At 69.0% G+C, this 21,548-nt stretch carries 18 protein-coding genes; 5 read left to right on the top strand and 13 right to left on the bottom strand.

Translation table 11 applies throughout. The features are described 5' to 3' along the window. The first annotated feature begins 3 nt into the window (after window positions 1-3). From zwf to pgl, 3 genes are read left to right on the top strand one after another with little or no spacing between them, the layout of a single operon-like run. Window positions 4-1,542 (top strand): glucose-6-phosphate dehydrogenase, encoded by a 1,539-nt coding sequence (gene zwf, locus IE157_RS06975; protein ID WP_193519526.1) that lies wholly within the window; start codon window positions 4-6, stop codon window positions 1,540-1,542. Continuing rightward, on the top strand, window positions 1,539-2,561 hold the full coding sequence (locus tag IE157_RS06980; RefSeq protein WP_193519527.1) for a glucose-6-phosphate dehydrogenase assembly protein OpcA: 1,023 nt from the start codon (window positions 1,539-1,541) through the stop codon (window positions 2,559-2,561). The genes zwf and IE157_RS06980 overlap by 4 nt, the downstream gene beginning before the upstream one ends. Next, a complete protein-coding gene (pgl, locus tag IE157_RS06985; RefSeq protein ID WP_193519528.1) occupies window positions 2,554-3,360 on the top strand; it encodes a 6-phosphogluconolactonase in 807 nt (268 codons plus the stop codon). The genes IE157_RS06980 and pgl overlap by 8 nt, the downstream gene beginning before the upstream one ends. Window positions 3,361-3,559: 199 nt before the next feature. On the opposite strand, the gene secG is transcribed toward pgl, so the two are convergent. The 13 genes from secG to IE157_RS07050 all read right to left on the bottom strand — a co-directional run bounded on the left by secG (window position 3,560) and on the right by IE157_RS07050 (window position 19,802). Next, a complete protein-coding gene (gene secG / locus IE157_RS06990; RefSeq protein ID WP_035962057.1) occupies window positions 3,560-3,814 on the bottom strand; it encodes a preprotein translocase subunit SecG in 255 nt (84 codons plus the stop codon). 57 nt (window positions 3,815-3,871) lie between these two features. Further along, a complete protein-coding gene (gene tpiA / locus IE157_RS06995; RefSeq protein WP_193519530.1) occupies window positions 3,872-4,690 on the bottom strand; it encodes a triose-phosphate isomerase in 819 nt (272 codons plus the stop codon). A gap of 96 nt (window positions 4,691-4,786) precedes the next feature. Next, complete coding sequence (locus IE157_RS07000) at window positions 4,787-6,010, bottom strand: phosphoglycerate kinase (protein WP_193519532.1); 1,224 nt, start codon at window positions 6,008-6,010, stop codon at window positions 4,787-4,789. An 85-nt stretch (window positions 6,011-6,095) separates the two neighbouring features. After that, window positions 6,096-7,103: a type I glyceraldehyde-3-phosphate dehydrogenase gene (gene gap / locus IE157_RS07005; protein ID WP_064846590.1), complete on the bottom strand. Its 1,008-nt coding sequence runs from the start codon at window positions 7,101-7,103 to the stop codon at window positions 6,096-6,098. 237 nt (window positions 7,104-7,340) lie between these two features. Beyond that, complete coding sequence (gene whiA / locus IE157_RS07010) at window positions 7,341-8,330, bottom strand: DNA-binding protein WhiA (protein WP_035962064.1); 990 nt, start codon at window positions 8,328-8,330, stop codon at window positions 7,341-7,343. A 51-nt stretch (window positions 8,331-8,381) separates the two neighbouring features. Then, complete coding sequence (locus IE157_RS07015) at window positions 8,382-9,455, bottom strand: gluconeogenesis factor YvcK family protein (RefSeq protein WP_094067113.1); 1,074 nt, start codon at window positions 9,453-9,455, stop codon at window positions 8,382-8,384. 26 nt (window positions 9,456-9,481) lie between these two features. Next, entirely contained in the window at window positions 9,482-10,399 is a 918-nt protein-coding gene (gene rapZ / locus IE157_RS07020) for an RNase adapter RapZ (protein ID WP_064846591.1), read from the bottom strand. A gap of 58 nt (window positions 10,400-10,457) precedes the next feature. After that, on the bottom strand, window positions 10,458-12,521 hold the full coding sequence (gene uvrC / locus IE157_RS07025) for an excinuclease ABC subunit UvrC (protein WP_064846592.1): 2,064 nt from the start codon (window positions 12,519-12,521) through the stop codon (window positions 10,458-10,460). Continuing rightward, complete coding sequence (locus IE157_RS07030) at window positions 12,514-13,200, bottom strand: lysophospholipid acyltransferase family protein (protein ID WP_064846607.1); 687 nt, start codon at window positions 13,198-13,200, stop codon at window positions 12,514-12,516. Before IE157_RS07030 ends, uvrC begins: the two co-directional genes overlap by 8 nt. Window positions 13,201-13,214: 14 nt before the next feature. Next, on the bottom strand, window positions 13,215-13,901 hold the full coding sequence (locus IE157_RS07035) for an HAD family hydrolase (RefSeq protein ID WP_064846593.1): 687 nt from the start codon (window positions 13,899-13,901) through the stop codon (window positions 13,215-13,217). Continuing rightward, on the bottom strand, window positions 13,898-16,990 hold the full coding sequence (gene uvrA, locus IE157_RS07040; protein WP_231885578.1) for an excinuclease ABC subunit UvrA: 3,093 nt from the start codon (window positions 16,988-16,990) through the stop codon (window positions 13,898-13,900). The genes IE157_RS07035 and uvrA overlap by 4 nt, the downstream gene beginning before the upstream one ends. A gap of 215 nt (window positions 16,991-17,205) precedes the next feature. Next, the gene (locus IE157_RS07045; RefSeq protein ID WP_193519533.1) at window positions 17,206-19,014 is read right to left on the bottom strand and encodes an MDR family MFS transporter; all 1,809 of its coding nucleotides are present in this window, start codon (window positions 19,012-19,014) and stop codon (window positions 17,206-17,208) included. Then, entirely contained in the window at window positions 19,011-19,802 is a 792-nt protein-coding gene (locus tag IE157_RS07050; protein WP_318281371.1) for a MarR family winged helix-turn-helix transcriptional regulator, read from the bottom strand. Before IE157_RS07050 ends, IE157_RS07045 begins: the two co-directional genes overlap by 4 nt. 67 nt (window positions 19,803-19,869) lie before the next feature. Between IE157_RS07050 and IE157_RS07055 the strand changes: the two genes are divergently transcribed. Together IE157_RS07055 and IE157_RS07060 are read left to right on the top strand one after the other, a co-directional pair. Continuing rightward, the gene (locus IE157_RS07055; RefSeq protein WP_193519535.1) at window positions 19,870-20,526 is read left to right on the top strand and encodes an MBL fold metallo-hydrolase; all 657 of its coding nucleotides are present in this window, start codon (window positions 19,870-19,872) and stop codon (window positions 20,524-20,526) included. After that, on the top strand, window positions 20,523-21,509 hold the full coding sequence (locus tag IE157_RS07060) for a bile acid:sodium symporter family protein (protein ID WP_193519537.1): 987 nt from the start codon (window positions 20,523-20,525) through the stop codon (window positions 21,507-21,509). Before IE157_RS07055 ends, IE157_RS07060 begins: the two co-directional genes overlap by 4 nt. Window positions 21,510-21,548 lie beyond the last annotated feature (39 nt).

A 21,548-nucleotide genomic window follows, 5' to 3' on the forward strand; every position in this document is an offset into this window, starting at 1 on the left:
CGCGTGCCTGACAACAAGAACTGCAACCCGCTACGCGATCCCCGCGACCGGCGCCTGACCCGGGTCGCCGCGCCGTCGGCTCTGGTGTTGTTCGGCGTCACGGGTGACCTCGCCAAGAAGAAGCTGCTGCCAGCCATGTACGACCTGGCCAACCGTAGCCTGCTCCCGCCGGCCTTCTCCCTCGTGGGGTTCGGCCGGCGGGACTGGGACGACGCCCAGTTCGCCGAGTACGTCAAGGAACACGTCGCCGAGCACGCGCGCACGCCCTACAACGAGGACCTCTGGAACCAGTTCGCCTCGGGTCTGCGTTTCGTCCACGGCGAGTTCGACGACGACGACGCGTACCACCGGCTCGCGCAGACCCTCGACGAGCTCGACCGGGACCGGGGCACCCGCGGCAACCACGCGTTCTACCTCTCGATTCCGCCCAAGGCGTTCGAGGTGGTGTGCCAACAGCTCGCGGACCACGACCTCGCCGACAGCGAGGACAGCACGGGCTGGCGACGCGTGGTCATCGAGAAGCCCTTCGGGCACGACCTCGAATCCGCGCGGGAGCTCAACGCGATCGTGGAACGCGTGTTCCGCGCGGACAGCGTGTTCCGCATCGACCACTACCTGGGCAAGGAGACGGTGCAGAACATCCTGGCGCTGCGCTTCGCGAACCAGATGTTCGAGCCCTTGTGGGACGCCCGCTACGTGGACCACGTGCAGATCACCATGGCCGAGGAGATCGGGATCGGTTCGCGCGCCGGCTACTACGACGGCGTGGGCGCGGCCCGGGACGTGATCCAGAACCACTTGCTGCAGTTGCTCGCGTTCACCGCCATGGAGGAACCCGCGTCCTTCACGGCGCACAACCTGCGCCGCGAGAAGGCCAAGGTACTCGAATCCGTGGTGCTGCCCGAGGACCTCGGGAAGCATTCCGCGCTGGGCCAGTACACGTCAGGGCTGCAGGGCGGGGACTACGTCAAGGGCTTCCACGAGGAGAAGGACATCCCCGCGGATTCCCGCACGGAGACCTTCGCCGCACTGCGCGTGGACATCAACAACCGCCGCTGGGCGGGCGTGCCGTTCTACCTGCGCGCGGGGAAGCGACTGGGCCGGCGGGTCACCGAGATCGCGGTGGCGTTCAAGAAGTCGCCCAACCTGCTGTTCCGGGACATGGACAACGACGAGTTCGGTCAGAACGCGATTGTGATCCGGATCCAACCGGACGAGGGCGTGACCATCCGCTTCGGCTCCAAGGTCCCGGGCACCCAGTCCGAGATCCGGGACGTGACCATGGACTTCGGTTACGGCCACGCGTTCACGGAGTCGAGCCCCGAGGCCTACGAGCGGTTGATCTTCGACGTCCTGCTGGGTGAGCCCCCGCTGTTCCCGGACCACTCCGAGGTGGAGCTGTCCTGGAAGATCCTGGACCCGTTCGAGGAGCACTGGGCCGAGCAGCGCGTCATGCCCGAGCCGTACGCACCGGGTTCGTGGGGACCGGACTCGGCGCTCGAGTTGATGGCCCGTGACGGGCGAGTTTGGAGGCGACCGTGATCGTTCAGATGGAGAACACCACCGCGGCGAAGATTGAGAAGAAACTCAATCAGTTGCGGGACGAGAACGGCGTGGTGACGCTGGGCCGCGTGCTGACGCTCGTGGTCCTCGCGCAGGCCGGTCACTCGGAGGTCGCGGTCGAGGCCGCGAACTACGCGAGTCACGAGCACCCGTGCCGGATCATCGTGCACGTAGCGCACTCCCGCACCGACGAGACCCGCTTGGACGCGCAATTGCGCGTGGGCGGGGACGCCGGCGCGTCCGAGGTGATCCTGCTGCACGGCTACGGCGAGCTCGCCGAACCCACTGAGACCCTGGTCTCCGCGCTGTTGCTGCCGGACGCACCCATCGTGGCGTGGTGGCCGCACGACTTCCCCGAGAATCCCAGCACGAGCTCGATCGGGTGCATCGCCCACCGCAGGATCACCGACTCCTCGCGTGCGCCCGCACCCTTCGAGTCCCTGGCACAACTGTCCCAGCAGTACCGCCCCGGGGACACGGACCTGTCCTGGACGCGAATCACCAACTGGCGCATCCAGCTCGCTGCGGTCCTGGACCAGGTGGGGCCCGTGAAGGTGCGCGAGATCGTGCTCGAGGGCTCCACGGTGGCCTCGTCCATGGTGCTTTTGGGGGTGTGGCTGTCCAGCAAGCTCGATGCCCCGGCGACCATCATCACCGACGACACCCGGCGGGGTCTCGACCGCGTGTGCCTGGTCACCGACGACGGATCGGTGCAGCTGCACCGCCCCGGCCGCACCGTGGCCGTGCTCTCCCAGCCGGGTCAGCCGGATCAGCAGATCGCCATGCCCGTGCGGGATCTCAACGCGTGCCTCGCGGAGGAACTGCGACGGTTGGATGCGGACGAGGTCTACGGCGAGGTCATCACCTCGGGGCTCGCGAGTGCCCGGATCACGACCCGCACCGTCGGTGAGGAGGCCGCGGAGCCTTCCGAGAACACCACGGTGCAGGGCCACGATGCCTCGGCTTCCGCATCGGCCGGGGGAGCCGGCGATGAGTGAGCCGTCCCGCCCGGAACCGCGACTCGTCCCGCACGAGGGTGACGAACGCCTTGCCTGGGACACCGCCGGGCGCGTCCTCGAGGTGCTCGAGCACGCCCAGGACGAACGCGGGGAGGCCACCCTCGTGCTGACCGGCGGGAGCATGGGGACCCGCGTGATCGGTGAGCTGGCCGGCCACCCGGACGCCGCCGTGATCGACTGGTCGCGCGTGAACGTGTGGTGGTCGGACGAGCGGTTCCTTCCCGGTGCGGACGGTGAACGCAACGGTGTCCAGGCCGCGGACGCGTGGGACGAGACCCACGAGCTGACGTGGGACCGCGTGCACCCCGTGGCGGGCTCGGACGAGATCGCGTCGGCCGATGCCGCGGCCGAGGACTACGTCGAGGAACTCGCCGCGGCGGCCGAGAACGAGGGATCTGACACGGGCCTGCCGGTCTTCGATCTGGCCCTGCTGAGCCTGGGCCCGGACACCCACGTGGCATCCCTGTTCCCGGGCCGCGAGGACGTCCTGCGCACGGACGCCCCGGTGTTCGCGGTCGAGGACTCCCCCAAACCGCCGCCCACCCGCATCACCATGTCCCTACGGGCGATCAATTCCGCGCAGCGGGTCTGGCTGCTGGTCGCCGGTGCCGCGAAGGCCGAGGCCCTCGCCACGATCCGACGGCCGGAGATCACCGCGACCGAGGCCCCGGCCAGCGCGGTACGCGGGACCCGGGAGACCCTGTGGCTCGTCACGGAGGACACCCTCCCGGGCATGCCCGAGGACCCCGACCCGGCCCCGGGCGGGACCGCGGGCTGAGCCCATGATCCCACCCCCGGGCCCGGCCCGTCACCCGGCACGTACGGGACGACACCGCGCCCCGGATACGACGACGTCGGCCCGGACCTTCACGGTCCGGGCCGACGTCGTCTGCTCTACTGAGTTCTTCTGCTGTGCCGAGTTCTCGTGCTGTGCCGAGTCGTGGCGACCGGATCAGCCGGTGCGCGTGCGGCGGGTCTCAGACCCCCGGGCCGCTGAAGCGCATCAGCAGGCCGTAGCTGACGATGGCCAGGACCCACACGATCGCCAGAACGGTGGTGATCCGCACCACGTTCTTCTGCGCGGCGCCGGAGGTGTTCAGCGACTGGGTCATCCCGCCACCGAACATGTCCGACAGACCGCCGCCCTTGCCCTTGTTGAGCAGGACGAACATGATGCACAGGATGCCGGTGACCACGATGATCACCTGGAGGGCGATCTGGAGGATCTCCACGAATAGCCTCGATTCACGAATCTCGGGGGCGGGTCAACCGTCAACGATCGGAAGGGATCACTGGTCGGTGGCCAGGTGCTGCTCGAACCGGGTAATCTTAGCAAATTCCTCCGCGTCCAGACTGGCACCGCCCACCAAGGCGCCGTCCACGTCCGCTCCCCCGAGGATGTTCGCGACGTTCGAGGACTTCACTGAACCGCCGTAGAGCACCCGCGTGGCCTTCGCGAAGTCCTCGCCGTACAGCGACTCGAGTTCCGCGCGGATCGCGTGCGCCATCTCCTGGGCGTCCTCGGGCCCGGCCACCTCCCCCGTGCCGATGGCCCACACCGGTTCGTAGGCCACCACGAGGCCCTCGAGCTCGCCGGCGTTGAGCTCCGCGAGGCTCCCGCGCAACTGCTCGAGCGTGTACTGCACGTGCTCACCGGCCTGGCGCTGCTCGAGACCCTCGCCGATGCACAGCATGGGGGTCAGGCCGTGACGGATCGCGGCGCGGACCTTGTCGCGGCACTGCTCATCGGATTCGGCGTGGATGCTCCGCCGTTCGGAGTGCCCCACGAGCGCGTAACGGCACCCAAGCTTGGCCAGGAACTGGCCCGAGATGTCTCCCGTGTACGCCCCGGAGTCCTGGTCGGAGAGGTCCTGGGCGCCGTAGGCGATCTGCAGTCCGTCGCCGTCCACGAGGGACTGCACGGAGCGCAGGTCGGTGAACGGGGGGAACACCGCGACCTCCACGCGGGAGAAGTCGTGCTTGGCGTCCTTGAGCGTCCACGCGAGCTTCTGCAGCAGGGCGATGCCCTGCGTGTGGTCCATGTTCATCTTCCAGTTGCCCGCGATCAGGGGCGTGCGGTCGAAGACACCGTTGGTCTGGGTGGTCATGGCTGGATCTCCTTCGGTCGTGCGGCGTGGCTGTGGACGGGGGCGGGCGCGTGGGGCCCGCGGCGGCGGGCCCCGCGCATCACGGTGTGTGGCGGCTCAGGCGCCCAGCGCCACGAGTCCCGGCAGTTCCTTACCCTCGATGTACTCGAGCGACGCGCCACCCCCCGTGGAGATGTGGCCGAACTGGTCGTCCCGGTATCCCAGGTTGCGCACGGCGGAGGCGGAGTCGCCGCCGCCGATCACGCTCATGGCGTCGGAGTCCACGAGGGCCTGCGCCACGGTCTTGGTGCCGTTGGCGAACGCCGGCATCTCGAACACGCCCACGGGGCCGTTCCAGAACACGGTCTTCGCTTCGGCGATCGTGCGCGCGAACAGTTCGGCGGACTCGGGGCCGATGTCCAGGCCCAGGCCGGAGTCACCGATCTTCCCACCCTCGATGTCCGAGACCGGGCGGACCTCGTGCTCGGCGTCCTTGGAGAACGCGGAGGCGTACACAACGTCCACGGGCAGCACGATCTCGGTGCCCGCCTCGGCGGCGCGGTCCAGGTAACCCTTGACGGTGTCGATCTGGTCCTTCTCGAGCAGGGACGAACCCACCGCGTGACCCTGGGCCGCGAGGAACGTGAAGACCATGCCGCCGCCGATGAGCAGCGAGTCCGCCTTACCGATCAGGTTGTCGATCACGGCCAGCTTGTCGGAGACCTTGGACCCACCCATGACCACCACGAACGGGCGCTCGGGATCGGAGATAACCTTGCGCAGGACGTCCACCTCGGTCTTGACCAGGTCACCCAGGTAACCGGGCAGCGCGCGCGCGATGTCGTACACGGAGGCGTGCTTGCGGTGCACGGCCCCGAAGGCGTCATCCACGTACGCACCGTTCTCCCCCGTCAGGGACGCGAGCTCGGCCGCGAACTCCTCCCGCTCGGCGTCGTCCTTGGACGTCTCGCGCGGGTCGAAGCGCACGTTCTCGAGCACGAGGATCTGTCCGTCCTGCAAGGCCTCGGCCTTCCCGCGGGCGTCCTGACCCACCACGTCCGAGGCGACGACGACGTCCGCGTCCGCGAGCTCGGCCAGGCGCGCGGCGGCCGGCTCGATCGAGTACTTGGGATCCACGGTGCCCTTGGGGCGCCCGAGGTGCGCCATGACGATCAGGCGTGCGCCGGCGTCGGCGAGCTTGGTGAGCACCGGTAAGGACGCGCGCACGCGACCGTCGTCGGTCACGGTGGAACCGTCAAGCGGAACGTTGAGGTCCGAGCGCACGAGCACGCGGCGACCCGCGACCCCCTCCGCCATGAGATCGTCCAGTGACTTGGCCATATCCGTCATCCCTTCCTGTGGTGATGCCGTACTGATGACAATGGCGCCGGTACCCGCGGGCACCGGCGCCACTGAGCGGTCTGACTCAGAGCTTATCCGCTACGTAGGAGACGAAGTCCACGAGACGCAGGGTGTAGCCCCACTCGTTGTCGTACCACGCGATGACCTTGACCTGGTTGTCGATGACCTTGGTCAGGGGCGCGTCGAACACGGTGGAGACGTCGTAGCCCTCGATGTCCTTGGAGACGAGCGCTTCCTCGGAGTACTCGATGATGCCCTTGAAGGGGCCCTCGGCGGCCTGCTTGATCGCGGCGTTCACGGACTCGACCGTGACGTCCTTCTCCACGTCCACGGTGAGGTCCACGAGCGAGCCGGTGGGAACCGGGACGCGCACGGCGAAGCCGTCCAGCTTGCCCTTGAGCTCGGGCAGCACGAGGCCCACGGCGGCGGCGGCACCGGTGGTCGTGGGGATCATGCTCAGCGCGGCGGCGCGGGCGCGGCGCAGGTCCTTGTGCGGGGCGTCGTGCAGGCGCTGGTCACCCGTGTAGGCGTGGATCGTGGTCATGAGACCGCGCTCGATGCCGAACTCGTCGTTGATGACCTTGGCCAGCGGCGCGAGGCAGTTGGTGGTGCAGGACGCGGCGGAGACCAGGTTCATGCTGGCCGAGTCGTAGGATTCGTGGTTCACGCCGTAGACGAACGTGCCGTCCACTTCCTTGCCCGGTGCGGAGAGCACGACCTTCTTGGCACCGGCGTCCAGGTGCGCCTGCATCTTGGGGCCGGTCGTGAACCTGCCCGTGCACTCGATCACAATGTCCACGCCGAGCTCGCCCCAGGGCAGCTTGGAGGGATCGGCCTCGGCCAGGAACTTCACCTGGTGGCCGTTCACGGTCATCATGTCACCGTCCAGGGTGACGTCCGCGCCGAGCCGGCCCATGACGGAGTCGAACTCGAACAGGTGCTTCAAGGTCTCCGGATCCGTGAGGTCGTTCACCGCGACCAACTCGATGTCGTGGCCGTGCTCGGTGTACAGGGCCCGCGCGAAGCAGCGTCCGATCCGTCCGAAACCGTTGATGCCAACCTTGACTGTCACTGCGATCTCCTCTGTCTGTCGGGGGTTGGCGGGTGCCGGTCCGTCGAGATGTGGGATCCAAACCAAACGGTAGAAATCCCACACTCTGTTCTCGACGTCGTCCGCGGCCCGCCGGGTCTTCCAGTCCTATTCTACCGAGAATTCACGCGGTTCAACAGGGGCTCGACGCAGATTCAGGCGACTCTCCCGTAAACCCCACACAAACCCACAGCACCGGCGTGTTGCCCGCGGGTGCTACTATGCGCGGCGCTGTTCCGACCCAGCGTGCGCGGCGAACTCGGCGGTCGTGGCCACACCCAGTTCCTCGGCACGGCGGTCCGCCATGGCGAGCAGTCGGCGGATCCGCCCGGCGATCGCGTCCTTGGTCAGGGGCGGGTCCGACAACCGACCCAGCTCGTCCAGGCTCGCCTGCTTGTTGGCGACCCGGAGCCGGCCGGCGGCCCGCAGATGCTCCGGGGCGTCGTCCCCGAGCAGGTCCAGGGCACGCTCGACCTTGGCCCCCGCCGTGACCGCGGCCTGCGCGGAGCGGCGCAGGTTGGCGTCGTCGAAGTTCGCGAGCCGGTTGGCCGTGGCGCGGACCTCCTTGCGCATCCGGCGGTCCTCCCACTGCAGCAGCGCGCGGTGCGCGCCCAGGCGCGTGAGCAGCGTGGCGATCGTGTCCCCGTCGCGCACGACGACGCGGTCCGCCCCGCGCACCTGCCGCGCCTTGGCGAGCACGTCCAGCCGACGCGCGGAACCCACGAGCGCGAGCGCTGCCTCGGGACCGGGGCACGTGAATTCCATCGCCGCGGCCCGCCCCGGTTCGGTGAGCGAACCGTGGGCCAGGAAGGCACCTCGGATCACGGCGGCGGACTCCTCGACGCTGCCGTTGACTACGGTGGGCGGCAGACCGCGCACGGGACGACCGTGGGCGTCCAGCAACCCGGTGCGCCGGGCCAGCGCCTCACCGTCGCGGGCAACCCGCACGACCCACGTACGGTCCCGGCGCAGACCACCGCCGCTGATCACCCCGAGCTCGCACTCGTGGCCGAAGACCTCCCCCACGGCGCGTGCCGCGCGGCGCGCGACCGATTCGGTGTCCAGCTCCGCCTGCACCACGATTCGCCCGCCCACGATGTGCAGCCCGCCCGCGAAGCGCAATAGCGCCGAGAGCTCCGCCGCGCGCACCGCAGACTTGCGCACCTGCAGGTGCGAGAGTTCTTCCTTGACCGAAGCGGTCAATGCCATGGTTGTCGATCTCCTTGCCGAGTACGTGTGCTGCGCGGCGGGGGCTCCCGCTCAGCGCTGCGCGTTCATGATCTGCTGGTAGGCCGCGGCCAGTTTGAAGGGGTTGTGCACCGAACTGCCGCTCGTGTCCCGCAGCGAGTCCCAGTGCACGACGGCGCCGAGCTGGGCGGCCGCCGCCTCGACGTCCTTGGGGGACTCCGCGGCGGACGGGTCCGCGAGCACCACGTCCAGGCGCAGGTCCGGGGCGTAGCGCTTGAGCACGCGCAGCTGGTCCCCCGATCCCATGCTGAGGGTCTCGGAATCCCGGGAGAGGTTCAGCGTGACGAGACGCTTGGCCGGGGACCGGCAGATCGCGTCCCGCAGTTCGGACAGCAACAGGTGCGGCAGTACGGAGGTGTGCCACGACCCGGGACCGAGCACGACCCACGCGGCCTCCTCGATCGCGGTGACGGCCTCCGGGCACGCGGGGGCGTCCGCCGGGGACAGGCGCACGTTGCACACGTCCGCCTCCTTGGCGAGCCGTGACTGGCCCGTGACGGTGCGCGTAATCTTCTCCGGGGGGCACTCCTGCGTGGGATTGCTCCCGGGCGAGACATCCCCCTCGATCACGAGCGGGAGGCAACTCATGGGTAGCACCTGGCCGCGCGCACCCAGCAGCGCACCGGCCCAGCGCAGTCCCTCCACGGGGTCGCCGAGCAGCTCCCACAACGTTACGATCAGCAGGTTCCCCAGGGCGTGGTTGTCCAGACCCTCGTCCGGGTGGGTCTTGATGCTGAACCGGTGCTGCATCACGTCGCTCCACGTGCGACCCCATTGGGAGTCGTCGCACAGCGCCGCCAGCGCCATCCGCAGATCGCCGGGCGGCAGGACGCCCAGGTCGTTGCGCAGTCGACCGGACGATCCGCCGTCGTCCGCGACCGTGACCACGGCTGTGAGGGCCGGCGCCAACAGACGCAGGGCGGACAGGCTCGCGGACAACCCGTGACCGCCACCCAGGGCGACCACGGAATCGGCATCCGTCAGGGACGCGCGCGCGGAGGCGTCCAACGAGTGGTAGGGGTCCACGTCGCGTCGGCTGCTCAGCGGCAATCGGGGCAACGCACCCGTCGTAGGAAAGTTAGTCATGGAATCCGTAATTTCTGGGGGCGGGACTACTCTCGGCCCAGGTCCCGGTGCTGGATGTTGACGGTCACGCGGGGGGACTTGCTGAGCCGCCGCGCGACCTCCTCGGTGATCGCCACGGAACGGTGCTTGCCTCCCGTGCACCCGATGGCGATGCTCGCGTAGTGCTTGTTCTCGGTGCGGTAGCCGGCGAACACCGGTTCGAGCATGGCCACGAAGCGGTCCACGAAGGTCGGCGTGCCGTGGTGGCCGAAGACGTAGTCCCGTACCTCGGGGTCCTTGCCCGTGCGCGGGCGCAACGCGGGGACCCAGTGGGGATTGGGGATGAAACGCACGTCCGCGAGGAAGTTCGCGTCCGCGGGCACGCCGTACTTGAACCCGAAGCTCATGACCGTGAGCCGCAGCACCACCGGACCGCTCGTGGAGAACATGTCCGCGACGGCCTTGGTCAGCGCGTGCACGTTGAAGGACGAGGTGTCCAGCACGGAGTCGGCGGTCTCGCGCAGATCGCGCAACAGCTCGCGCTCGGCGCGGATCCCGTCCAGGATCCGGCCGCCCGCCTGCAGGGGGTGGGGGCGGCGCTGGAGCTCGTAGCGCGAGACGATCACCTCGTCCGAGGCCTCGAGGAACAGCACCGAGAACTCCACGCCCGAGCGTTCGAGCGCGGCGAGGGTCTCACGCATGTCGTTGAACAGTGCCTTGCCACGCACGTCGATCACCACGGCGAGCTTGGGCAGGGTCTGCGGGGTCCGCGACACGAGGTCCGCCAGCGTCCCGAGCATCTGCGGGGGCAGGTTGTCCACGACATACCACCCGAGGTCCTCGAGCGCGTTGGCCGCCGTGGAGCGACCCGCCCCGGACATCCCGGTCACGATCAGCAACTCCGCCGTGGGGGGCTTAACCGGTTCCAGGGTGGAGGGCGTGGCTTCCGGGGGTGGGCTGCTCATGTGGTCACGGACCGCCTGATCTTCCGACTGCAGGGTTCGTTTCCAGGGTAGACCAGTTTCAGTCGAGCAGTTCGCCCGTCTCGGTATCCACAGCCGGCTCCCGGGCCTCGGTGCCGCCCCCGAGGGTCTGCGCGACCTTGGTGGCCAACGCGGGCCCGAAGCCCTTGACCTCGAGGATCTCCTCCGCGGTGGCGGCGCGCAGTTTCTTGACCGAGCCGAAGTGCTTGAGCAGGGCCTTCTGCTTGGCCGGGCCCAGCCCAGGCACGTCGTCGAGCGCGGAGACCGTCATGGCTTTGGAGCGCTTCTGCCGGTGGAACGTGATCGCGAAACGGTGGGCCTCGTCGCGCACGCGCTGCATGAGGAACAACCCTTCCGAGGCGCGGGGCAGGATGACCGGGAACTCGTCGTCGGGCACCCACACCTCCTCGAGCCGCTTGGCCAGACCCACCACGTGGACGTCGTCCACGCCGAGGTCGTCCAGGGCGCGCTGGGCCGCCGCGACCTGGGGCGGGCCGCCGTCCACGATCACGAGATTGGGGGGATACGCGAAGGCGCGCGCGGGCGCGTCGTCGGCGTCCGGGGCCACCTCCCCGCTGTGCACGCCCTTCTCCGCGGCCCGGCGCTGCTGTTCGAGGTGGCGGGAGAACCGGCGGTGGATGACGTCGTACATGGACGCGGTGTCGTCCCGTGCGGCGTCGCCAGTGATCGAGAACTTGCGGTACTCCGACTTGCGCGGCAGACCGTCCTCGAACACGACCATGGACGCGACCACATTGGTGCCCTGGACGTGGGAGATGTCGTAGCACTCGATGCGCATGAGGGCGTCCGGGAGGTCCAGGGCCTCCTGCAACTGCTGCAGGGACGCCGAGCGCGTGGTCAGGTCCCCCGCGCGGCGAGACTTGTGCAGGGCCAGCGCCTGGCGCGCGTTCTCCGCGACGGTCTCGAGCAGCTGCGCCTTGTCACCGCGCTGGGGCCGTTGGATGGCCACCTGGGAACCGCGCAGCTCACTGAGCCAGTTGCGCAGCTCGTCCGCCTCGTCCGGTTCCGCGGACACGTACACCGTGCGCGGGATCGTGTCCTGGCGGTACGCGAGCTCGGACGTGCGGCGGTGCTTGGCGACCACGTCCGTGCTCCCGCCTGCGGTCTGTTTCCTGCGGGCCGACGGCGCGGGGGCCAGTTCCGATTGCGCCTCGCCGTAGACCTGTTGCAACAGGTGGGTCATGAGCTGGGCGGTCGTGACGTCCTCGACCTTCTCGGTGATCCACCCGCGCTGACCCCGGATCCGGCCACCACGCACGTAGAACACCTGGACCGCGGCCTCGAGCTCGTCCTCGGCAATCGCGAAGAAGTCCGCGTCCGTGGTGTCCGCGAGCACCACCGTGTTGCGCTCGAAAGCCCGTTCGAGCGCGCCGACGTCGTCGCGGCGTGCCGCAGCGGTCTCGAAGTCCATACGCTCGGCGGCCTCGTTCATTTGCCGCGTGAGCTCCCGGATGTACGGCTTGGCGTGCCCGGCCATGAAGCGGCACAGGTCGTCGGCGAGCCGGCGGTGGTCCTCGCGGGAGATCTCCCCCACGCACGGCGCCGAGCACTTGTCGATGTAACCCAGCAGGCACGGCCGGCCACTGCGCTCGGCGCGCTGGAACACACCCTTGGTGCACGTGCGCACGGGGAAGACCCGCAACAGGGCGTCCAGGGTGTCCCGGATGGCCCACGCCTGGGAATAGGGGCCGAAGTAGCGGTTGCCCGGTTTCTTCTCCCCGCGTGTGACCATGGCCCGCGGGACGTCCTCGGACATCGTGACCGCCAGGTACGGATAGGACTTGTCGTCCCGGTAGGCGATGTTGAACCGGGGCGCGAACTCTTTGATCCACGTGTACTCGAGCTGCAGGGACTCGAACTCCGAGCCCACCACGGTCCACTGCACCGCCGCGGCCGTGGTGACCATGGTGCGGGTCTTGGGCGCGAGCTGGTGCAGGGGCGCGAAGTAGGACGAGAGCCGGTTGCGCAGGTTCTTGGCCTTGCCCACGTAGATCACACGGCCGTGTTCGTCCCGGAACCGGTAGACCCCCGGATTGGTCGGGATGTCCTGTCGGGCCGGTCTGTAGCTCGCCGGGTCAGCCACGCCCGGCGTCCCTCTGCACGGACGGGGACACGTTGTACACGTCCTTGCGCGGTTGCCCGGATAGTCCCGCGATCGTGGTCATGATCTGCTCCACGTGGGTCTTGCGCAGCTTGCCCGTCTGATGCCCGTGGGACTCCGGTGTGGGGATGGGCTCCCCCACGTGCATCTCGAACTTGGCGGGGCGGATCATGGTAGCCCCGGGCGGTTGCAACCGCTGGGTGCCGATCAGCCCCACGGGCACCACCGGGGCGCCCGTGACGTAGGCCAGGTAGGCCACGCCGGAGTGCCCGCGGTACAGGTAACCGTCCCGGGAGCGCGTGCCCTCCGGGTAGATCCCGAACACGTTGCCCTGCTTGAGGTGTTCCACGGCAGGATCCAGGGCCGCCACGGACTCGCTCTGCTGACCGCGGGTCACGGGGATGATGTCGATGAACTCGAAGGCCTCGCGCATGAGCTTGCCCTTGATCCCGGGGCTGTTGACGTACTCCGCCTTGGCGATGAACTTGACCCGGCGGGGCATGAACGCGGAGATGATGACCGAGTCCAGGAAGGACAGGTGGTTGGACGCGATGATCACGGGGCCGTCCTGCGGGAGGTTCTCCAGACCCGTGATCACGGGACGACACAGCAGCCTCAGGGCGCGCGCCACCGAGGCCTTGGTCAGGTCGTATTTCGTGATCACTGCTCGCTCCCCTACCGGTCCGTGTATTGCTGGAGCAAGTGTGCCAAATCCCCGGGCTCACGAGCGACAGCGGCACACACGTCCCGCAGTTCCCCGAGTTGCGCGAAGCCCCATCCTGCGCCCAGGCAGTCGATGCCGTGGCTGCGGGCACCGTCGGCGTCGTAGCTGCGGTCCCCGATCATCACGGTGCGTGCGGGGTCCGGGGGCAGCGCACCCATGCGCCGCAGCGCCTCCCCGATGATCGCGGGCTTGTCGTGCAGCCGCCCGGACCCGCTCGGTTGCGCGAGATCGTCCGCGGCGCCGCTCACGGTCTCGAAGTACTCGTCCAGCCCGAAACGCGACACGACCTCCACGGCGATGTGTTCGGGCTTCTGGGTGGCCACGGCCTGACGCACGCCGCGCTCGCGCAGCGACCCCAGCACCTCGCGGACACCCGGATAGACGCGCGAGCGGTCCAGGCCCTCCGCGAGGTACCCGGCACGGTACACCGCGGCGACCTCCGCGATCCGGTCCTCGGGGACGTCCGTGAACCGGCGCAGGGACTCCCCGATCGGCGGTCCCACGAAGCGCCCGAGGTTCTCGGGCACGGCGAAGCCGCACGAGCGCAGGGCGCCGGCGATCCCGTCTGTGATGGCCCCGGCGGGATCCAGGACCGTGCCGTCCAGGTCCCACAGGACGATGGGGCTCTGGACGCTCATGCCCGGTCCCCCACCGCGGCCTCGGCGCGCTGCCGGTTCTCCTGCGTCCCGTCGGCCGGTTCCGCGTCTCCCGGGGCCTCCGCGCCGTCCGCGGTGTTGCCCGGGTCCGCAGCGTCCCCCGGGCGCGCGGCCTCGCCGGAACTCGCAGTGCCGTCCGCGTCGCTGCGGTGGGCGGCCTCCCTGGCGGCGGAGTGCTCGAGCACCTCGCGTACGAACTGCCCCGTGAAGCTGTCCTTGTTGCGAGCGACCTGCTCCGGGGTGCCCTGTGCCACGACCGTGCCACCGCCGGATCCCCCGTTGGGGCCCAGGTCCACGATCCAGTCCGCCGACTTCACGACGTCCAGGTTGTGCTCGATGGTCATGACGCTGTTGCCCTTGTCGACCAGGCTCTGCAGCACCATGAGCAGCTTGCGGATGTCCTCGAAGTGCAGACCCGTGGTGGGCTCGTCCAGGACGTAGATCGTGCGCCCGTTGGAACGCTTCTGCAGTTCCGCGGCGAGCTTGACGCGCTGAGCCTCACCGCCGGAGAGCGTGGTGGCGGGCTGACCCAGCCGCACGTACCCGAGGCCCACCTCCACGAGCGTGGTGAGGTAGCGCGCGATCGCGGTGAACGGCGCGAAGAACTCCGCCGCCTCCTCGATGGGCATGTCCAGGACCTCCGCGATGTTCTTGCCCTTGTAGTGCACCTCGAGGGTCTCGCGGTTGTAGCGCGCGCCCTTGCACACCTCGCACGGGACGTAGACGTCCGGCAGGAAGTTCATCTCGATCTTCAGCGTCCCGTCACCCGAGCATGCCTCGCAGCGCCCGCCCTTGACGTTGAACGAGAACCGGCCTTGCTGGTAGCCGCGGACCTTGGCCTCTTGGGTCTCCGCAAACAGCTTGCGGATCCTGTCGAACACGCCCGTGTACGTGGCCGGGTTGGAGCGCGGGGTGCGCCCGATGGGGCTCTGGTCCACGTGCACGACCTTGTCCAGGTGTTCCAGACCGTCGATGCGCTTGTGCCGACCGGGCACCTGCTTGGCGCCGTTGAGCTGATTGGCCAGGCTCGTGTAGAGGATGTCGTTGACGAGCGTGGACTTCCCCGAACCGGAGACGCCCGTGACGGCCACGAAGACCCCGAGCGGGAAGTCCACCGTGAGGTTCTGCAGGTTGTTCTCCCGCGCACCCACGACCGTGAGCTGCCGCTTCTTGTCCACGGGACGCCGCGTCGTGGGGACTTCGATCAGCTTGCGGCCGGTGAGGTAGTCGGCCGTGATGGACCGGCGGTTCTCGAGCAGCTGGTCGTAGGTCCCGGAGTGGACCACGTCCCCACCGTGCACGCCCGCGCCCGGGCCCACGTCCACGATCCAGTCGGCCTCGCGCATGGTGTCCTCGTCGTGCTCGACCACGATGAGGGTGTTGCCCATGTCCCGCAAGCGCAGCAGGGTGTCGATGAGTCGGCGGTTGTCGCGCTGGTGCAGCCCGATGGACGGCTCGTCCAGGACGTAGAGCACGCCCACGAGCCCCGCACCGATCTGGGTGGCGAGCCGGATGCGTTGTGCCTCCCCGCCGGACAGCGTGGCCGCGGCCCGCTCCAGGTTGAGGTAGTCCAGCCCGACGTCGATCAGGAACGTCAGGCGCGCGATGATCTCCTTGAGCACCTGGTCACCGATCCTGGCCTCGCGGGTGTCAAGGTCCAGCTGCTGGAAGAACGCGAGGGAATCGCGCATGGGCAGGCGTGTGGCCTCGGCGATGTTCTTCCCGCCCACGGTGACCCCCAGGATCGTGGGGTTCAGCCGCGCGCCCCCGCACTCGGGGCACGCCACCTGGCGCATGTACTGCTCGTAGCGGTCCTTGGCGTGATCGGACTCGGTCTCCTCGTGCTTGCGCTTGATATAGCCGAACACGCCCTCGAAGCCCTGCGTATACCGGCGCTCGCGGCCCCACCGGTTGCGGTAGGCCACGGTGACCTTGTAGTCCTTGCCGTGCAGGATGGCCTTGCGTGCCTTGGCCGGCAGGTCCTTCCACGGGGTCACGAGGTCGAATCCGGCCTCCTCCCCGAGTCCGGCGAGCAAGCGGTTCCAGTAGTCACTCGTGGCTTTGCCCAGGGACCACGGCGCGATGGCGCCCTCCACGAGGGACAGGTCCGGGTTGGGAACCACGAGGTCCTCGTCCACCTCGAGGCGCGAACCGATGCCGTCGCACTCGGGGCACGCGCCGAACGGGGCGTTGAACGAGAACGAGCGCGGCTCGATCTCGTCCGTCTGCAGCTCGTGCTCGTTGGGGCACGCGAGGTTCTCGGAAAACGTGCGGCGGGTCTCGTGCCACGGGGACTGCTCGCCCTCACGGGTCACGAGCTCGATGACCACGCGTCCGTCCGCGAGGTTCAGGGCGGTCTCGACCGAGTCGGTGAGCCGCTGCCGGGCGTCCGGCTTGGCCGTGAGGCGGTCCACGACCACGTCGATCGTGTGCTTGTACTGCTTCTTGAGCTTGGGCGCGTTCTCGAGCTGAACGGTCTCGCCGTCCACGACGGCGCGCGCGTATCCCTGGGTGCTCAGCTGCTGGAACAGGTCCTGGAACTCGCCCTTGCGACCCTTGACCACGGGGGCGAGCACCATGAACCGGGTGCGCTCGGGCAGCTCGAGCAGCTGGTCCACGATCTGCTGGGGCGTCTGCTTGGTGATGGGCTCACCGCACACCGGGCAGTGCGGGTGGCCGATCCGCGCCCACAGCAGACGCATGTAGTCGTAGATCTCGGTGATCGTGCCCACCGTGGAGCGCGGGTTGCGCGAGGTGGACTTCTGGTCGATGGACACCGCCGGGGACAGCCCCTCGATGAAGTCCACGTCCGGCTTGTCCACGCGGCCCAGGAACATCCGGGCGTAGGAGGACAGCGACTCCACGTAGCGGCGCTGACCCTCGGCGAAGATGGTGTCGAAGGCCAGGGAGGACTTCCCGGACCCGGACAGCCCCGTGAACACGACCATGGAATCGCGGGGGATGGTCAGATCCACGTTCTTGAGGTTGTGCTCGCGGGCACCCTGCACCACGATCTCGGTCAGGTCCGAGACACCGGAGGCGCGGGTGCGCGGGGCACGGTCGTGGGCCACTCGTTCCGCGAGCACGGAGCTCGACGAACGGTCACTGGGGGTTCGGCGGGTTTGCTCAGACACGGCAGTCACTCTATTACTAGCCGCCGACACGACGAGCGGGTCCAGGGACGAATCAGCGCAGCGCGCAATGCGACCTCCCGGCCGGATCGCGCGCTGCGCCGTCGTCCGTCGTGTCCCCTACGAGTGGGCGACCCACTCGGCAGCGGGGCACCCTACTCGGCCCGGTGCCTAGGGTGGGGATGCGGGTGCGCGGTCCCCGCGGCGTCGGGCTCGACCGGCGCGGCGTGGGCCCCGCGGGCCGAACGCGCCGTCTCCTCGGCGCGCTCGCCGTGGGAGCGCCGCAGCCCGGAGGCCTTGGGATCGACCACGGGCAGCTCACCGGTCTCCGCGTGCTGCATGCGCAGCCCGGCCGCTTCCACGGGGTTGACGCGCTTGGTCACCATGGTGATCTCACCCGTCTCCGGGTCCACCTCCGCGACGTCCACCGTGGTGCGCAGCGGCATCTCCTTCATGAGCAGCACGCACACCAGGGTCACCAGCGATGCGATCCCGGCCACGAGGAAGAGCAACCCGGTCCCGGTGCCGTACGCCTCACGAATGGCCTCCAACACTGCCGGGGGCAGCCCCGCGAGGTCGATCGACGCGGCGTCGGGCGTTTGGTGGGCATCCAGACCGTGGTCCGCGGCAAACTGGGACATCTCGCTCGAGAGGTGACGCGTGAGCAGCGCCCCGAACAGAGACACCGCCACGGCGCCACCCACGGTGCGGAAGAATGCGACCGCGGAGGACGCGGAGCCCATGTCCTTCAGGCCCACGGTGTTCTGCACGGCGAGCACGAGGTTCTGGTTCAGCGTGCCCACGCCCAGACCCACGAGGCAGATGAAGATGCCCACGAGCCACGCGGGCGTCGCGTGGGTCAGCTGGGACGCCAGGAACAGACCGATCGCGAGGATTACCGCGCCCGCGATCAACACCCGCTTCCACCGGCCGAAACGCGTGATGAGCTGGCCTGCGATCATGGAGCCCAGGAACGATCCCACGACCTGCGGGAGCATGAGCAGCCCGGATTCGGTGGGCGTGTAGCCCTGGCCCAGCTGGAAGTACTGACCCAGGTACGTCGTGGACGCGAACATGGCGCCACCCGTGGCGATCGCCGCGATGATCGCGAGCACGGTGGTGCGCTCGGTGACCACGTGCAGGGGCATGGTCGGTTCGCTCGCGCGCCGCTCCACCAGGATGAACGCCAAGGTGCTGAGCACGCCCACCACGATCAGCAGGATGGACTCCCACGAACCCCAGTCGAAGAGCTTGCCCGCGAAGGACACCCACAACAGCAGGGAGGACGTGGCCACCGCGAGCAGGGCCATACCCAGGAAGTCCACTGTGGGCGCCGTCTCACGCGTGGTCTCGGGCAGGTGCAGCGTGCGCACGATTAGCACGGCCGCGAGGATCGACAGCGGCACGGGGATCAGGAAGCACCAGCGCCACCCGAACGCGTCCACGATGAGCCCGCCCAGGAGCGGGCCCACCGACGTGGCCACGGCCATGACCGCGCCCATGTACCCGGCGTACCGGCCGCGCTCGCGCGGCGGAATGATCGTGCCCAGGATCGTCTGGGCCAGCGCCATCAGGCCGCCCATGCCCACGCCCTGGATCACGCGCGCCACCACGAGCATGGTGATGGATCCCGCGAGACCCGCAGCGGCGGAACCGATCACGAAGATCGCGATGGCCATGAGCAGCAGCTTTTTCTTGTCGAAAAGGTCCGCGAGCTTGCCCCACATGGGGGTCGTGACGGCGTTGGCCAACAGGGTGCCCGTGACCGTCCAGGACAGTGCCGTCTGGTCTCCGCCCAGGTCCGCCATGATGACGGGCAGTGCCGTGCCGATGATGGTCAGGGTGACCATGGCCATGAAGAACGCGGCCAGGATGCCGGTCAACGCCCGCAGGACGTCCCGATGCTCCTGGTCGCTCGTTCGCGTGGTACGCGCCTTACCGCGCGTGTCCTGGGCTGCCGTCACGGGCTGTTCTCCTTTCCGCGACCGGGGTCACCGGACGCCGTGGGGTGCGGGGATCCGGGCTGCGCCCCGGGCTCCGGCGCGATCGTGGCCGCCGTGACCCGGGACATGCCCAGTGATGTCAGGAAGAGTTCGGTGAGCCGGTTGAGGTCCACGCGTGTGCGTTCTGCCTCGTCCTCGCCCAGGTCGCCCAGACGGGCGACGAGGGTCTCGGCGTCCGCGCGCAGGTTCGCCTCGAGGGCCTTGCGACCCTCGGCGGTGATCTCCACGATCTGCGCGCGTCCGTCCTCGAGATCCCGTGTGCGGGTCACGTACCCGAGGTGTTCGAGGGCGCTCAGGTGTCGGCTCATCCCTGAGGCCCCGAGGCCGGACTCGGCCACGATGTCCTTTGCCCGGCGTCCGGGCACGCACGCGAGATAGCTCAGGATGTTGGTGTGCACCATGGACAGTTCCCGGTGCAGCGCCGCTGCCTTGAGCACCTTGCGGGTCACGCGTTGCAGCTCGAACAAGTCGCGCACGAGCTCCTCGGCGGTCGCGTGTGACACGCCCATCCACTCCCCCCCCCGTTCCTCGGGTGCCGGGTCCGTAGCGCGCGGTCCGCACCCGGTGCGGGCGGTCATGAGTTCATTGCTGCCCACTCGGGCGATCCGCTGGGTTCGCAGGACTCGGCGGTCGACGCCGTTCAGTCGGGTGAGCACGCGGCGCTCGGACGCCGCCAGCTTATTTATTTGCTTCGCGCAACTATATATTTTTACGCTCCGGTAGTCCATCACCGGGCGTGTCGTCTGCATTACACGCACCTCCCCGCGCGCGGGTGCGTATTAGCCCGGCGTGACTCGGCGGCCTAGAATCGTGGGCATGATCGCTACCCAGACCGAGATCACGGAACTCGCCGACATCACCATCCGCCGCATTTCGGTGAGCGAGATGGACAACAACGTGTACCTCCTCACCTCCAAGGAGCACGGCACGCAGGTGCTCATCGACGCCGCGGACGACGCCCGCGCCATCGCCGGTCTCGTGGCCGCCGGGTCCGGGGACTGCTCCGACTGGGGGAACCTGCAGTTGATCATCACGACCCACTCGCACTGGGACCACGTGCGCGCGCTGGAGTCCGTGGCCTTGCACTCGGAGGCCATGACGGCGTGCGGTGCCGCGGACGAGAACGACATCTCGGTGCCCATGGACCTCACGTTCGAGAACGGGGACACCGCCGAGCTCGACGGTTTCGAGCTGGACATCATCGAGCTGCGCGGGCACACCCCAGGCTCCATCGCGGTGGTGTACCGGGACCCGTCCCGGCCCGCCCACATCTTCTCGGGTGACTCCCTCTTCCCCGGCGGTCTCGGCAAGACGAACTCCCCCGAGGACTTCCAGCAGCTCTACCAGGACGTCACCGAGCGGATCTTCGACGAGTTCCCGGACGACACCGTGATCCACCCGGGCCACGGCGACCCCACGACCCTGGGCGCCGAACGCCCGCACCTGCAGGAGTGGAAAGAACGCGGCTGGTGAGCGCCGCCTCGTCCGGGGCCGCGGCCCCGACGCGTAACACGGCGGACCGGGCCGCGTACGTCGCCGTCTTGGCCTTCCCCCTGTTGGTGCTCGCGGGCGGGGTGGTCGGATACGCGTTCGCCCCCACGGTGCACCAGGCCGCGGGCTGGACGAATCCCCTGCTGGGTCTCGTGATGTTCGGGATGGGACTCACTCTGCGTCCCGTGGACTTCGCGCTCGTGGCCAAGCGCCCGGTCCCGATCGTCGTGGGTGTGTTGGCCCAGTACGTCCTCATGCCGACCATCGCGCTGCTCGTGACCTGGCTGCTGCGACTGCCCCCGGAGATCGCGGCCGGCGTGATCCTCGTGGGCTGCGCCCCGGGCGGCACGTCCTCCAACGTGGTGTCCTACCTGGCCCGCGGTGACGTGGCCGTGTCCGTGACCATGACGTCCATCTCCACGCTGCTCGCCCCGCTGCTCACCCCGTTCCTCACGCTGTGGCTCGCGGGCGCGTATATGCCGCTCGACGGCGCCGCCATGGCCACGTCGATCGCCCTGATCGTCCTACTGCCCGTGCTCGCGGGACTCGTGGTGCGCCTCACGCTACCCCGCGTGGTCGAGCGTTTGCTACCCGTGCTGCCGTGGGTGTCGGTACTCGGCATCGCCGTGATCGTGGCGGTCGTGGTCTCTGGCTCGGCGGACAAGATCATCCAGGCGGGACTGCTCGTGCTCGCCGCCGTCGCGATCCACAACGTGCTCGGGTATTTGCTGGGTTACGCGGTCGGCCGGGTAACCGGACAGCCGGCTCCCGTGCGCCGGACCACCGCGGTGGAGGTCGGCATGCAGAACTCCGGACTCGCCGCGGGTCTCGCGGCGCAGTACATGTCCCCGCTCGCAGCCCTGCCCGGCGCGGTGTTCTCGGTGTGGCACAACCTCTCCGGCGCGGTCTTCGCGCTGCTGTGCCGCCGGGCGGATTCGGCCGCGGCGCGGCGCGCGAACATCTGACGACGTCGCGACGTCGTTCCCGCGCACCCCCGCAGGACA

It is taken from the genome of Kocuria marina (assembly GCA_014652975.1).
GTDB classification, from domain to species: domain Bacteria; phylum Actinomycetota; class Actinomycetes; order Actinomycetales; family Micrococcaceae; genus Kocuria; species Kocuria marina.